The 13,668-nt window shown below is 70.6% G+C and carries 13 protein-coding genes; 6 read left to right on the top strand and 7 right to left on the bottom strand.

The window, feature by feature from the left end; all coding sequences use genetic code 11:
* Positions 1–4 precede the first annotated feature (4 nt).
* Together G5C60_RS08165 and G5C60_RS08160 are read right to left on the bottom strand one after the other, a co-directional pair.
* Positions 5–487 (bottom strand): pyridoxamine 5'-phosphate oxidase family protein, encoded by a 483-nt coding sequence (locus G5C60_RS08165; RefSeq protein WP_241266592.1) that lies wholly within the window; start codon positions 485–487, stop codon positions 5–7.
* On the bottom strand, positions 484–1,335 hold the full coding sequence (locus G5C60_RS08160; RefSeq protein WP_206439229.1) for an NAD(P)H-binding protein: 852 nt from the start codon (positions 1,333–1,335) through the stop codon (positions 484–486). The genes G5C60_RS08165 and G5C60_RS08160 overlap by 4 nt, the downstream gene beginning before the upstream one ends.
* A 95-nt stretch (positions 1,336–1,430) precedes the next feature.
* On the opposite strand from G5C60_RS08160, the gene G5C60_RS08155 reads away from it, so the two are divergent.
* The gene (locus G5C60_RS08155; protein ID WP_165256237.1) at positions 1,431–2,405 is read left to right on the top strand and encodes a cupin domain-containing protein; all 975 of its coding nucleotides are present in this window, start codon (positions 1,431–1,433) and stop codon (positions 2,403–2,405) included.
* Here G5C60_RS08155 and G5C60_RS08150 read toward each other — a convergent pair.
* Positions 2,402–2,764, bottom strand: coding sequence for a MerR family transcriptional regulator (locus G5C60_RS08150; protein ID WP_165256235.1), 363 nt, complete (start codon positions 2,762–2,764; stop codon positions 2,402–2,404). The two genes, G5C60_RS08155 and G5C60_RS08150, sit on opposite strands and share 4 nt — an antisense overlap.
* 82 nt (positions 2,765–2,846) lie before the next feature.
* Here G5C60_RS08150 and G5C60_RS08145 point away from each other — a divergent pair, with 82 nt between their 5' ends.
* From G5C60_RS08145 to G5C60_RS08135, 3 genes are all read left to right on the top strand, one after another.
* A complete protein-coding gene (locus G5C60_RS08145) occupies positions 2,847–3,710 on the top strand; it encodes an NAD(P)-dependent oxidoreductase (RefSeq protein WP_165256233.1) in 864 nt (287 codons plus the stop codon).
* Between the two features lie 192 nt (positions 3,711–3,902).
* A complete protein-coding gene (locus G5C60_RS08140; RefSeq protein ID WP_165256231.1) occupies positions 3,903–4,886 on the top strand; it encodes a hypothetical protein in 984 nt (327 codons plus the stop codon).
* A 212-nt stretch (positions 4,887–5,098) separates the two neighbouring features.
* A complete protein-coding gene (locus tag G5C60_RS08135) occupies positions 5,099–5,791 on the top strand; it encodes a hypothetical protein (protein ID WP_165256229.1) in 693 nt (230 codons plus the stop codon).
* Here the strand turns inward: G5C60_RS08135 and G5C60_RS08130 are convergent.
* Together G5C60_RS08130 and G5C60_RS08125 are read right to left on the bottom strand one after the other, a co-directional pair.
* Positions 5,777–5,959 carry a DUF397 domain-containing protein gene (locus G5C60_RS08130; RefSeq protein ID WP_165256227.1) on the bottom strand — a complete coding sequence of 61 codons (183 nt, stop codon included), beginning with the start codon at positions 5,957–5,959 and terminating at the stop codon, positions 5,777–5,779. The two genes, G5C60_RS08135 and G5C60_RS08130, sit on opposite strands and share 15 nt — an antisense overlap.
* Before the next feature lie 12 nt (positions 5,960–5,971).
* Entirely contained in the window at positions 5,972–6,793 is an 822-nt protein-coding gene (locus G5C60_RS08125; protein ID WP_338145736.1) for a helix-turn-helix domain-containing protein, read from the bottom strand.
* 240 nt (positions 6,794–7,033) lie between these two features.
* Between G5C60_RS08125 and G5C60_RS08120 the strand changes: the two genes are divergently transcribed.
* Complete coding sequence (locus G5C60_RS08120; RefSeq protein WP_241266591.1) at positions 7,034–7,456, top strand: ATP-binding protein; 423 nt, start codon at positions 7,034–7,036, stop codon at positions 7,454–7,456.
* Here the strand turns inward: G5C60_RS08120 and G5C60_RS08115 are convergent.
* Positions 7,438–8,775, bottom strand: a complete 1,338-nt coding sequence (locus G5C60_RS08115; RefSeq protein WP_165256221.1) for a copper amine oxidase — start codon at positions 8,773–8,775, stop codon at positions 7,438–7,440. The two genes, G5C60_RS08120 and G5C60_RS08115, sit on opposite strands and share 19 nt — an antisense overlap.
* Before the next feature lie 83 nt (positions 8,776–8,858).
* Positions 8,859–9,725: a Tat pathway signal sequence domain protein gene (locus G5C60_RS08110; protein WP_241266590.1), complete on the bottom strand. Its 867-nt coding sequence runs from the start codon at positions 9,723–9,725 to the stop codon at positions 8,859–8,861.
* Positions 9,726–9,926: 201 nt separating this feature from the next.
* On the opposite strand from G5C60_RS08110, the gene G5C60_RS08105 reads away from it, so the two are divergent.
* Positions 9,927–13,655: an nSTAND1 domain-containing NTPase gene (locus G5C60_RS08105; RefSeq protein ID WP_165256219.1), complete on the top strand. Its 3,729-nt coding sequence runs from the start codon at positions 9,927–9,929 to the stop codon at positions 13,653–13,655.
* Positions 13,656–13,668: the final 13 nt, after the last annotated feature.

Raw genomic sequence — 13,668 nt, 5'->3', positions numbered from 1 at the left:
CGCGTCAGTACGCGTAGCGGCGCACGGTCTCCGGGTGGATGACGACACGGAGCAGGTCGGCGGCCAGCATCGTGGCGAGATCGTCGGCCCGGGTCCGGTCGTCGAGGTCCCAGTAGCGAGCGGCGAGGCGGGAGCACAGGTCGTGCGCTCCGTCGGCCTCCACCGTGACGCGGCCGGCGACGGACACCCAGCGCTCGCGCTCATCGACCGGTGCCGCGACAACGATCGAGGCGCGGGGGTCGCGGCGCAGGCGCCGCACCTTCAGCGAGTCCGGCTCCGTGATCAACTGGATCGTCCCCTCCGGGGTGGCCTCGAACCACACCGGCCGGGGCTGTGGCGGCTGCGTTCTCCCGGCCACGGTCAGGAACCCGTGCAGGGGGCGTGCGAGGAACTCGAGGTCCTCGGCGGTCAGCAGGCTGGTGGCGTTGCTCATCGTGGCCCTTTCAGAAGATGGTGAGGTGATGGGGACGGTGACGGTGACGGTCATGGCCGCCAGGCTCCCGCTGCCGCGGCCCGTACGACGTAGTCCTCGAAGGTTCGGGGCGCGCGCCCCAGCACCGTGGCGACACCGTCCGCCGTTTCGGCCACCACCCCGCGCTCCATCAGCACGAACATCTCGGTGACGTGGTGGGCGTCGGCCTCGGCCCAGCCCTCCTCGACCAGCGCCTCGGTGTACTCGGCGGGTGAAACCTGTTTGTAGGTGATGGTCAGCCCGGACGCCCGGGAGATCTGTTCGACGGCCTCGGCGAAGGTCAGTGCGCGCGGTCCGGTCAGTTCGTAGATCCGCCCGGCGTGCCGGCCGGGCTCGGCCAGCACCGCGGCCGCGGTGTCGGCGACGTCCTCCAGGTCGACGAACGGCTCGGGGACCGCACCGGCCGGGAGCGCCAGCTCGCCGGCGACCAGCGGGGCGTGGAAGAGGTCCTCGTCGAAGTTCTGGTTGAAGTTCGACGGCCGCAGAACGGTCCACTCCAGCGCCGAGCCGCGCACGGCGTCCTCGGCCGAGCGCATGTCCAGACCGAACGTGGAGTCGCCCCAGGTGTCGGCGCCGTGCCCGGAGAGCAGGACAAGGCGCTGCACTCCGGCGGCCTCGGCCCGCGCCACGAACTCGTGCACCGGGCCCGGCACGGGCGGGGGTACGACGTAGGCGGCGGTGATGCCCCGCAGGACCGCGTCCCAGCCGTCGGGGTCGGACCAGTCGAAGCGCGTCGGGCTCGATCGGGAGGCGGCGCGCACGTGCGTGCCGCGCAGCCGCAACCGGGCGGCGACCCGTCGGCCGGTCTTGCCTGTGGCGCCGAGGACGAGGGTGGTGTCGTTGCTTATGCCAGCGTTGCTCATGGCAGCGATTCAACGGCAGCCGCTCGGACGAATCCATGGGTGAAGAGCCGGATCACCTTTGCCATCGTCCAGCCTCGGCGTCTAACCTCGACTGGGTGGACGCGTTCGGTGACCTCTTCCGCGGGATGCGGGCCCAGGGCTCGTTGTTCGGCAGTTCGACCCTGTCCCCACCCTGGGCGCTGCACTTCGTCGACGGCCCGCCGCTGACGTTGTGCACCGTCCTCGGCGGGGCGGGCTGGATCGTGCCGGAGCACCGCCCGCCCGAACAGCTGCGCGCCGGCGAGACGGTCATCGTGCGGGGCCCCGCACCGTTCACCTTCGTCGACGAGGTCGGCACCCGGGCCGAACCGGTCGCGTGCGGCGAGTTCTGCGCGACGCCCGAGCAGGGCGGGACCCGGCACCGGCTCGGCTGGAACGACACCGGCTGCGGCTACGGTGACGGCTCGACGACGCTGATCGTCGGCGCCTACCCGGTGCGCGGCGAGATCAGCCGCAGGCTGCTGGACGCGCTGCCCGTCGTGCTGCGGGTGGCTTCCGGCGGCGGGGCCGACGCCGTACTCGACCACCTCGCCGCCGAGGTCGCCGCCGACACCCCGGGCCAGCAGGTGGTCCTGGACCGGCTGCTGGACTGGCTGCTGGTCTGCGCGGTGCGCGAGTACTTCGACCGGCCCGGCGGCGAGCCCCCGGCCTGGTACGCCGCCCAGCGTGACCCGGTGGTCGGCGACGCGCTGCGGCTGCTGCACGCCGAACCGGCGGCACCCTGGACGGTCGCCGCGCTGGCTGACCGGACCGGGGTGTCGCGTTCCACGCTGGCGAAGCGGTTCGCCGACCTGGTCGGCGAACCGCCGCTGACCTACCTCACCCGCCGGCGCATGACGCTCGCGGCGGATCTGCTGGCCGAGCGCGAGTCGGCGACCGTCGCCGAGATCGCCCGGACCGTGGGCTACACCGACGCGTTCGCGTTCAGCGCGGCGTTCAAACGGATCCGAGGCGTCAGCCCGAGCGAGTTCCGACGCACGGGTACGGCCGGTTCGTCCGCGGTCTTGGCAGGCGAGGCGGTCTTGACCTAGCCGGCCAACCGCCGCTCCGTGGCCGCCAGGTACTCCCGCAGCGTCTGGCGGGACTGGACGAGCGTGTCGATCTGCTCGTCCACTCCGGCGATGCGCGCCCGTAGCAGGTCCAGGGTCTCCGGGCAGGGCTTCAGATCGGGGGCCGCGCCGGTGACGCACGGTTGGAGGTACCCGATCTCCTGGGTCGACAGCCCGGCGTCGAGCAGTCTCCTGATCTGGGCCACGGTCAGTACGGCGTCGTCGCCGTACTCGCGGTAGCCGTTGTCGCCGCGGTCGGGCACCAGCAGGCCCTGCGCCTCGTAATACCGCAGTTGGTGCGGGTTCACCCCGGTCCGCCGGCTCAGCTCCCCGATCAGCATGCCAATTCCCCCCTTGACCTTCATACCGGTATGAACGTTGACGATTGTGCCACCGATCAGAGACCGATCAGAGAAGGAGCACATGATGCCCACTGGCACACCTGTCACGGTTCTGGGCCTCGGACTGATGGGCGAAGCCCTCGCAGGGGCCTTCTTGCGCGCGGGACACCCGACGACCGTGTGGAACCGCACGACGGCCAAGGCCGACGACCTCGTGGCCCGGGGCGCGACGCTCGCCGAGTCTCCGGCGGCAGCGATTGCGGCCGCCCCGCTCGTGGTGGTCTGCGTGTCGGACTACGACGCCGTGGCGGACGTCCTCGACGGACCGCTCGACGGGCGGGTTGTGGTGAACCTGACCTCGGGCACGCCCTCGCGCGCCAGAGCGCTCGCAGAGGAGGTGGCGCGCCGCGGCGGCGGCTACCTCGACGGCGGGATCATGGCCGTCCCGGACGCCGTCGGCACGGCCGACGCCATGCTCGCCTACAGCGGGCCGCGACCGCTGTACGACGCCCACGAGTCCACGCTGGGCAGTCTCGGCACGGGCCGCCACCTCGGCGAGGACCCCGGACTGTCGGCCACGCACGAGATGGCCACGCTCGTCCTCATGTGGGGCATGCTCGACGGTTTCCTCAACGGCGCCGCGATCCTCGGCACGGCCGGGGTGTCCGCCACGGCGTACCTCCCCATCGCACAGACGGCGATCGACACGGTGGCCGGCTGGCTGCCGGGCTACGCGCGCCAGGCCGACGACGGCATCTACCCTGCCGACGACGGCACTGTCGACACCCATCTGGCGGCGATGGCGCACGTGGTCGAGGAGAGCGAGTCGCTCGGCGTCAACGCCGAGCTGCCGAGGCTCGTCAAGGCACTGGCCGAGCGAGCGGCGACCGCCGGTCATGGCGCCAGCGGGTACGTAGCGCTGATGGAACAGTTCCGCAAGCCATGAGTCGCGCGGTGGCGGCCGGGTCACTCACCTGACCGCCACCGGGCAGGGGCCGGGTGACGGTGGACTTGTCACCCACTTCTAGACGGAAGTCGTGCGCTCCTGGACGAAAGACGGATGCCCGACCGCCGGCTGTCTCTCTAGCGTCGACCGGACCGATGACGCCCACCGACTGCTTCGACAGGAGCCGAGCGCATGCTGACCGTCCGTGGCATCTCCTACCTGGTCGGCGAGGCAAGTACCGATGACGGCACCGATGACGTGCGGCGGGACCTGGAGGTCATCGCCCGGGATCTGCACTGCACCACGGTGATGCTCATCGGCGGCGACGGGAAGCGGTTGATCGATGCCGCCCGCATCGCCCTTGAGGCCGGTCTCGGCGTCTACATCCGGCCAAGCGTTCCCGAGCTGCGCCGGCCGAAGCTGCTGGAGCACCTGGACGCCGTCGCCGAGGCGGCCGAAGAACTCCGCCGGGAACACCCGGACCGGGTGACGCTCCTGGTCGGCAGCGAGTTCTCCCACACCGTGCCCGGCATCGTCCCCGGCCCTCGCTCGTTCCTGCGCCTGAAGCTCATCGTGCGTTTCCACCGCGTGCTGCGGCGCAGGATCGACCGGCGGCTCCACCGGCTGCTCACCGTCGCCGTGACCACCGCGCGACGCCGCTTCGGCGGGCCGGTCACCTACTCCGCGGCCGGGTGGGAACACGTCGACTGGTCGCTGTTCGACCTGGTCGGCGCCAGTCTCTACCGCTCCCGCCGCAACCACACCACCTACACGGACCGCCTGCGGGGCCTGGTTCGCGACCACGACAAGCCCGTCGTCATCACCGAGTTCGGGTGCGGTGCCTTCACCGGGGCCGACCAGCGGGGAGCCGGTTCCTTCTGGATCGTCAACTGGTTCGCCGTACCCCCGCACATCCGCGGCGACCACCCCCGCGACGAGTCCGTCCAGGCCCGCTACCTCGGTGAACTCATCGACCAGTACAACGCGGAGGGCGTGCACGGCTGCTTCGTGTTCACCTTCGCCATGCCCGACTTCCCGCATCACGACGATCCTCGTCTCGACCTCGACAAGGCCGGCTTCGGGGTCATGGCGGTGACTGGCGACGGCGCGTACAGACCCAAGGAGGCGTTCCACGAGGTCGCGCGGCGCTACGGCGACACAGCCGTGGACGAATGACCGGTGCGGTCAGCGTGTGCGGTCAGGACCGGGGAGGGTTGCGGCACAGGCGCGCGAATGCCGAGCACTCGGGAGGAAGTTGTCCTTCAGCCGCTCAAAAGAGCGTTGCGTGAACATGAGGGAGAGGAGTGCTCACGCTGTCCGATGTCGGTGCGGGCCGGAGGGATCCGGCTGGGGACGGGTCCCGAGTCGGATACGTACCGTCGAGGACCATGACTGCGTGGCTGGGGCTGCTGTTGCGGGGTGTCGGGCGCCTGCTGATGTGGGTCGGGGGCGCCGGTGTTCTGCTGGGTTTGCTGGTGCTGCTCGATGCGCCGTGGCTCGACGGTGTCAGCCTCGCCGGTGTCAGCGCGATCGTCGCGGGTGTGGGGTGGGTGGCGCTGCGGGCCGGGCGGCGGCTCGGTACGACGCCTCAGTCCCTGGTCCGGGCCGGAGAGTGGATCAGCTGGTCCCTCGTTCCCCCGCTGGCCGCGTTCGGGCTTCGGGCGGGGGTGGCCGCCCTGGGAGTGGGCTCAGTCCTGATCGGGCTGCTCACCGGGCAGTCGCTGCCATACCAGTTGGTTGCGTTTGGTTTTGGCGGGTTCGTTCTCGCCATCGTTGCCCTGCTGCTGGTCAGCGACGTCCGTTCGCGCTGGGGGCGTCGGGAGTCGGGCAAGCCGGATGGGGACGACGCACCGGACGTCGAGACCGGCGAACCCTCCGGGCGACCCGCACGTCTGGAGTGGACGCTGCTGGTCCTCTTCAACGGCCTGAGCCTGACCGTACTCACGGCCGGGGTGCTCGACTTGAGCCGCGGGGGCAGTGAGGACCTGCTGGTGACGGGGGTGTGCATCACCGTGGTGAGTGCGGTTCCTTCGATGGACCTGATAGCGCGCTGGTGGCGCAGCCGGTCAGCAGGTCCGTAGATGACGTATGAGGGCGGCAAGTCCAGTACCACTGGTTGCTATTACGGTGCCGGGCTCGTCGCTTTCGCGGAGGAGGAGGGTGCCCTGGCGCACGGCGAGTTCGACGCAGTCGGCGTCGTCATCACCGCCGGAGAACGACGACTTCTGCCACACGGGAACCTCGGGCATGTTCGCGGCCTTTCAGATCTGCTGAACCAGGCTGTGAATGAAGTCCCTCGACTCTACGACTCCCAGCGCCTGCTTCTGCACCTGCGCGAATCCCCGTCGATAGCGATCGAGCTGCGCCTCTGCGTCCAGGTAGTTGCCTCCATGCGGAGTGTCCATCAGAACGGTGTCCAACTGCGGAACCGGGCCGCCGATGATCGTCGGCGCATAGCCGATACGGAAGCCGTCCACGTCGAACGGCACCACACGCAGGGTGACTTGAGGACGCTCGGACTCCGCCAGGATGTGCAGCAACTGCCGTCGGGCAATCCCACGGTCGGCCCTCCGGATACGCAGGGCCGCCTCGTGGATCACCACCTCGTAGACGAAGTCATCCCGGTTCAGGACCTCCTGGCGTCGTAGCCGGAACCGCGTGCACAGCTCGCGCTGATCCTCGGCCGTTCCCCAGGTGCCGTCGCTGTAAATCGCCCGCACCTGCTCCTCGGTCTGCAGCAAACCGGGGATGAACACAATCTCGAACGTCTTCAAGATCCCTGTATGGTGCTCCAGTTCCGCGAGGTCGAGGAACCCCCGAGGTAGTTGGCCGCGGTACTCCTCCCACCAGCCGCGCCCCCGCTCGGTCGCCATGACCGCCAGGGCATCGACGAGTGGGGTCTCAGCGTCGCCGTAGTACCCGGCCAGGAACCGCACGCGCTCCGCGCTCACGCCGACGCGTCCCGACTCCACATTGGACAGCTTGCCTTCGTTGATCCCCGTCGCACGGGCCGCCTCCCGAAGGCCCAGCCCCGCCCGCTCCCGGAGCTTACGTAGCTCCTTGCCCAGGCGCTCCTGCCGCACGGTGATGACGCTCCTAGCAACCATCTGCCCCTCTTCTCCCGCAAGTTGAGGACACGATAATCGGGGACGAGCTTGACCCAGGTCAAGTTCGACCCCTACCTTCAGTGACGCGCCGCACACGCTGCGGAACCGCCGGGACCCCCGGAAGCGCACCGCCCCGCCCTGCCATGGCGGCGCGACAGAGCCACCGCCCGACGCCTCCGCGCCCCAATGCCCTCCACCTCGCCCTGGGAGACCCGTATGTCCAAACCCTGGGAGTACACCCTGTACATCCCCAACGACCCCCGAGCCGTCCGCATCTGCCGCCACGCCCTCCGCGACATCCTCACCACCCACCACCTCTCCACCCTCATCGAACCCGCGGAGCTCCTGGCCTCCGAACTCCTCGGCAACGCCATCCGGCACACCGAGGGCCCCGCCGCCCTGAAGCTCAGACAAGCGGGGCCCTCATTCCGGCTCGGCGCCTGGGACACGGACCCGACACCCCCGGCGACCACGCCCAACCCGAGCACGTCGGGACACGGAATGCGCATCGTGGACGCGTACGCCGACGACTGGGGCTGGTTCCAGGTGAACCCCGGAGGGAACGGCGGCAAGTTCATCTGGTGCGAACTCGCCGCCGGAGCCGGAGCCGGTACCAGGCCTCAGTCGCGAGGGACGTGACCGTTGAACTCGGGCCGGTGCAGCCGGTCCGGAGTCAGGGGGCTCATGTCCGTCACGTCGCGCGGGACGATCTGGAAGCCCTGCCAGTGCACCGGCATCGGGGTCTGGTCCTCGTCGCGGGCGATGTGGTGGAAGCCGACGTTCACCCAGACGACCGGGCGGGTGAGAGCCTCGCCGTTCACGTACTTGGCCACGTTGGGCAGGCAGTTGGAGTTGACGCGGCGGTTGTCGCTCGCGTACTCCTCGCAGGCCTTGTACTGGCTGACGTACACGTCGTTCCGTGTCCAGGCATGCCGTGAGTACTTGTCGGAGCGGTTGTGCACGAGCTCCCACGACCGCGGGTGACCGTCCTTGTTGCGGCTCGCGGAGGCGACCACACGCCACCAGCGGTCGTTCGCGTTGTCGCCCGCGAACTCCTTGGTCAGCTGCGTGCGGCCGGTCTTGAGCCGTCCGTAGCCCCACTCGGGATTCGTCCCGTCCGTCTTCGTGTCGTACTGCTCGACCTTCGTCTTCCAGGAGCCCCCGGGCTTGAAGTCGAGCCGCCACAGGACGCTGTGCTGGTGGCTGAGGGCCTTGGCCGAGCCGTTCTTGCCGACGGGCCAGCCCCTGCCGTCGGCGGCGTTGAAGTCGTCTTCGGAGAGATTGCCCGTGGCGCCCTCCTTGGCGGTGATCGTGCCGTCGTCGGAGAAGTTCCACTGGGTGACGTAGTGGTACCAGCCGACCGCATGGAGCGCGTAGACGACCAGGTCCTGACCCTGCGCGGAGTCGGTACGAGCCGGGTTCTCGCCCACGTCACCGCTGTCCCCGTGGTACGCGAAACCGCGCGGCTGCGTCGTCACGCACAGCCCCTTCACCGTCCGCGCGGCGCCCTCGATCGGGCCTGCGGCACGGAATCCGCGGACCGTACCGCCGGGGCAGTCCGACGCCTTGATCGGCAGCGCGCCCTCACCGAGACGGTAGTAGGTGAGGTCGTTGTACTCCGCCGAACCGTCGTCGTACGGAACATTGATCTGCGCGAGCCGCGCGCTGCCGAGCACCTCGATGGGCTTGCTCTCGTGGCGCGGCTGGTAGGTGATGTGGGAGAGAACCAGCCCGGCGATGGGGCTGTTGCGCCAGCACATCCGCCAAGTGGTGCCGCCCGGAAGCTTCTTGGTGATGGCGGAGTCGCCCGTGCAGGCGGGTGCCGGGGCGGCGGGGGCGGCCGACGCACCCTCGGCCTGGCCGGCGGGGACGGCCAGGAGGGCACCGGCGCCGAGCACGGCACAGGCGCCGAGGACCGCCGTATTACGGGTGAGCCTGTTCAGCTTCAGCTTGCGCATGATGCGTACGTCCTTCGGGGCGATACGGGCGTCAGGAGCGACGGGGGCCACAGCGGCCGCAGGGGCCACAGGGCCGAGGCCGGTCACGGGAGCCTGTGCGCCGTGCGGGCGCTGAGGTCGATGACGAACTGGCGCGTGTCGATCCACGGCCCGCCCACGACGTGCGTGAACAGCCGTACGCAGCGGTGCGCCCCGTCGCAGTCGGCGGGCCCCGCGGTACCGCTCCGTTCGAAGACCAGCCCCTGTACGCGCAACTGCGCGGGCGCGGCGAGCGGTCGGCCGGTGGCCGCCTGGAAGTCCTGCCGTACGCCGTCCCCGAGCGGGCTCGCGAGCAGCACCTTCAGCGCCTCGCGTGACTCCTGGCCGGAGGGCGCGGGCTGAACTCCGGTGGCGGATTCGGTCCGTACGACCTTTCCGGTGCCCAGGTCGACGGTCTTCTTCACGAAGCGGTCGTCGCGGTAGTCGTAGAAGAAGACGTCCGCGCGCCGCTCGCCCTCCCGGACGGAAGGTTCGGTGGTGAGGCCGGCGAGATCGGCGGTCAGGAACTGGGGTGTGCCGTCCTCCCCCTGTACGTCCTCGCTGGTCGTACGCAGCGTCCGGTCGCCGGCGAGGGCGGCCTGCTGGGCTCGGGTGATCTCGTCGTCGGTGAGGGGGTCGGCGGCGCCGGTTCCGGCGTTCGCGGCGGTGGTCCCCGAGGCGTTCCCGGTGACGGTCGTCGACGGCGAGGCATACGGCGACGGCGACGGTGTCGCGGCGGCCTGCGGTGTGGCTCCCCTTCGCGTCCCCGAGTGTCCGCCGTCCCCGGAGGCCTCCATCGGCAAGGTCACGGCGACCATCGCGGCCGTACCGGCGACCGCCAGTGCCGTACCGGCGAACAACCGCCGCAGGGCGATGCGCTGCTCTTTCGCTCGTGGCTCTTTGCGTCGTTGCTCTTTCCCTCGTTCGTTCATGAGCTGCTCCCCCGTGCTGTCGTGACGTACCGGATGTCTCCGATGCCTCAAGTCCAGCCGCCAGGAAGTTGTTCGGCAGGCCCCCTCCGTCACACCAAACAAAGACGTAAGGCCAGTTGAGGGCCGAGAAGAAGCCTTGCGGGGCCCGTCGCGGCTCCCTACCGTGGCCCGAACACGGGGGATGAGGGGGAGACCGGGGAAATGGGGCGTCACGAGACTCCGCTGGACCCGGCGGCAGGCCCGGTCCAGCGCTTCGCGTACGAGTTACGCAAGCTGCGCCAGGAGGCGGGCGGCCTCACGTACCGCGAGATGGCCCGCCGGGCGCACTACTCCGTCACGACCCTCTCCCGGGCGGCAGCGGGCGACCAACTCCCCTCCCTGGCCGTGACCCTGGCGTACGTGAACGCCTGCGGCGGCGACCCGGCCGAGTGGGAACGCCGCTGGCACGAGGCCTCCGAGGAGTCGGTGCCCGACGACGAGGACGACGCCGACTCCCCGTACCAGGGACTGTCCCGCTTCGAACCCACCGACCACGACCGTTTCTTCGGCCGCGACGAACTGGTCTCGGCGCTCGGCGACTTGGCGTCCACGTCCCGCTTCGCGGCGGTCTTCGGCCCGTCGGGCAGCGGCAAGTCGTCGCTGCTGCGGGCCGGACTGATACCGGAGCTCCAGCAGAGCGGCGATCTGGCGGCCCTGCGCATCCTGACCCCCGGTGAACACCCGCTCCGTACGCACGAGAAGGCGCTGAAAGCGAAAGAGGACGACGGCAGCGAGGGCGGCGGCATCGGAGACACGGTCCTCGTGATCGACCAGTTCGAGGAGGTGTTCACGCTCTGCCGCGAACCGGCGGAACGCACGGGGTTCATCGACCGCCTGCTCACGGCACGGGAACCGGCCAGCCGGCTGCGCGTCATCATCGCCGTACGGGCCGACTTCTACGCCCGCTGTGCCGAACACCGTGCCCTGGCCGACGCGTTGAGCGAGGCAAGCCTCCTGGTGGGCCCCATGACCCCGGCCGAACTGCGGGAAGCGGTGATCCGTCCGGCCCAGTCCGCGGGCCTGATCGTCGAACGCGAACTGACCGCGCATCTCGTCGAGGAGGTGGACGGCGAACCCGGCGGCCTCCCTCTCCTGTCCCACGCCCTGCGCGAGACCTGGCGACGCCGCCGGGGGCGGGCGCTCACGATGGCGGGGTACGAGGCGGCAGGCGGCGTACGCGGTGCGATCGCGCAGACGGCGGAGGACGCGTACGGGACGCTGTCCGGCGAGCAGGCGGTCCTGGCCCGCCAGATCCTGCTGCGGCTGATCACCCCCGGCGAGGGTTCCCAGGACACCCGTCGCCCCGTGGACCGCGCGGAACTCGACTTCGCCCCGTCCGGCGAAGTGGCCCTGGTTCTCGACCGCCTGGCCCGCTCCCGTCTCCTCACCCTCGACGACGACACGGTCGATCTGGCGCACGAGGCCCTGATCACGTCCTGGCCCCGGCTGTCCGCCTGGATCGAGGAGGCCCGCGAACGCCTCCGTACCCATCGCCGGCTGACCGAGGCGGCCCGCACCTGGGACGAGCTGGGCCGCGATCCGGGCGCCCTCTACCGCGGCACCCGCCTCGCCACCGCGGACGAACACCTCGCGGACCAGCCCCTGACCCCGCTGGAGGAGGCCTTCCTCACCGCCGCCCGCACCTCCCGCAGCAGCGAACTCCGGCGCCGCCGCGGGCTGTTCACCACCCTCGCCGCCCTTCTCGTCCTCGCCCTCATCGCGGGCATCACCGCCTGGCAGCAGTCCCGTACGAGCGACCGCAGGCACCACGAGGCCGAGGCCCGGCGGATCGCGGCGGTGGCGGACAGCATGCGGGCCGCCGACCCGGTGACGGCGGCCCGGCTGAGCGTCGCGGCCTGGGAGCTCGCGCCGACCGTCGAGACCCGCTCGGCCCTGCTGTCCGCACAGAACCGCAGCGAACAGGACGCCTTCACCGTCCCGGAACGCGACGACCGCACCACGGTCCGCCGGCTGACGTCCGACGGACGAACCCTGGTGTCGGTCTCCCGCGAACATGTACGCACCTGGGACCTGCGCACCCATCGCCGTACGGGAACGTATCCGGGACCGGGCAAACTGCTGTCCGAGGACGGGGACCTGATCATCAGCCCGGACGGCCGGACCCTCGCCCTGGGTTCGGCACCCGGTGGGGACTGGTCGTCCACCACCCCCCTGTGGGATGTCCGGACCGGCCGCGTCACCGGGCGCCTCCCCGGCGGTGAGACCACGGTGTCGCACTTCGGCCGCGGCGGGCGCACCATCGTGATGTCCGCCTCCGACTCCTCCCCCCAGGTCTGGGACACGCGAACGCGCCGACTGCTGCTGAAGGTCCCCCTGCGGAACGAGAACGACGACCCCGTCACGCAGTACGCGGTCATCAGCGACGACGAGCGACTGCTGGCGACATGCTCGAACGAAACACCGCTGGAGATCTGGGACATCGCCCGTCGCCGCACACTGTCCCTGCCGTGGACGGCGGGGCTGGACCGCGACCTGTGCAAGGACGAGGACGGCGAGTTCGCCTTCTCGCCCGACGGCCGCGCCATCGCGCTCGCCTCCGGTACCGGAATCCAGGTCCGGGACATCCGCTCGGGGCGGGTCATCGGCCGGCTGACGGGAAAGTCGCTGAAGTCGGTGCGGTTCAGCGCGGACGCCAAGTTCCTCGTCGCGGCCGGCCCGGACGGCATCCGGATGTGGCGGCTCTCCTCCCCCGGCGAGCCGGTGTTCCGCCACACGCTGGCCACCGAAGAGTTCCTCTCGTACGAACTCGACTTCGCGGCAGGCCAGTTGCGCTATCTCAACGGGTCCGCCAGCGCCGTACGCTCCCTGGGTCTCGGCCCGGCGACGACCTCGCGCTGGCAGCAAGAGACCGCCCAGGGCGCGCTGCTCAGCCAGAACGGCCGGACCCTGGTCACCGTGCGCTCCACCGGTGCCGCGGCGGGCATCCGCCTGAAAGACACCCGCGGCGCGAAGAGCGCCTTCACGGTGCCGCACAAGCCGTGCCCCGCGGCCGAGGTGGAGGAGGGCGTGTGCTCCGACCTGATGGCGCTCAGCGCCGACGGCCGCACCTTCGCTTACCTGCAGAGCGCCGACATGAGCGACTCCGTCACACAGCAGTCGATCACGGTGTGGGACGTCACGGCCCACCGCAAGCGGGCGACGATCGCCATCCGCTTCGGACCGGAGGACTTCGCCGACGTCGACGGCCTCGCCCTCAGCGCCGACGGGCGCACCCTGCTGGTCTCCCGGGCGGCGGAGAACACGGTCGAAGTGTGGGACGTACGCCGGAACGAACGGACCCGGACGCTGAAGAACATCAGCGCGGAAGTCCTGGCAGTCCGCGGCGACCTGCGCACCCTGGCGTCCTCCAACGACGAGGTCGCCGACCTCCGCTCGGGACGGGTGGCCTACCGCACTTTGGGCGACACGGGCATCAGCACGGTGACCTTCAGTCCCGACGGCCGGTACTTCGCGGCGGGCGACAGCGACGGCCGCGTCACGGTGTGGGACGGCGAGATAGACAGCCGCCTCGGCATCCTGGCCGACACGGAGGCGACCGAGTTCGTCAGCACCCTCGCCTTCTCCCCCGACGGCGACACCCTGGCGGTCGCCGACGACTCCGGCACGGTCCGGCTCTGGGACGTCCCCTCCAGCCGACCGCTGGGCTCCGCCGTCCCCGGCCCCGGCGACCGGCCCCTCGCGCTGGCCTTCGCCGGGAACGGCACCGCCCTGTACGTCGCCGGCAGCCACGTCCCGCTCCAGACGTACGACTTCGACCCGGACCACGTGATCCGCCGACTGTGCGCCCGCACGGGTTCCGGTCTTTCGGAGCCGGACTGGAAGACGTACCTCCCGGACATCCCCTACCGCAGGACGTGCGAGGGCTCCTGACGCCTCCAGTGGC

It is taken from the genome of Streptomyces scabichelini (assembly GCF_011045015.1).
Taxonomy (GTDB): domain Bacteria; phylum Actinomycetota; class Actinomycetes; order Streptomycetales; family Streptomycetaceae; genus Streptomyces; species Streptomyces scabichelini.
Note: the sequence above shows the minus strand (reverse complement) of the source record. Positions and strands in the feature narration are given on the sequence as shown.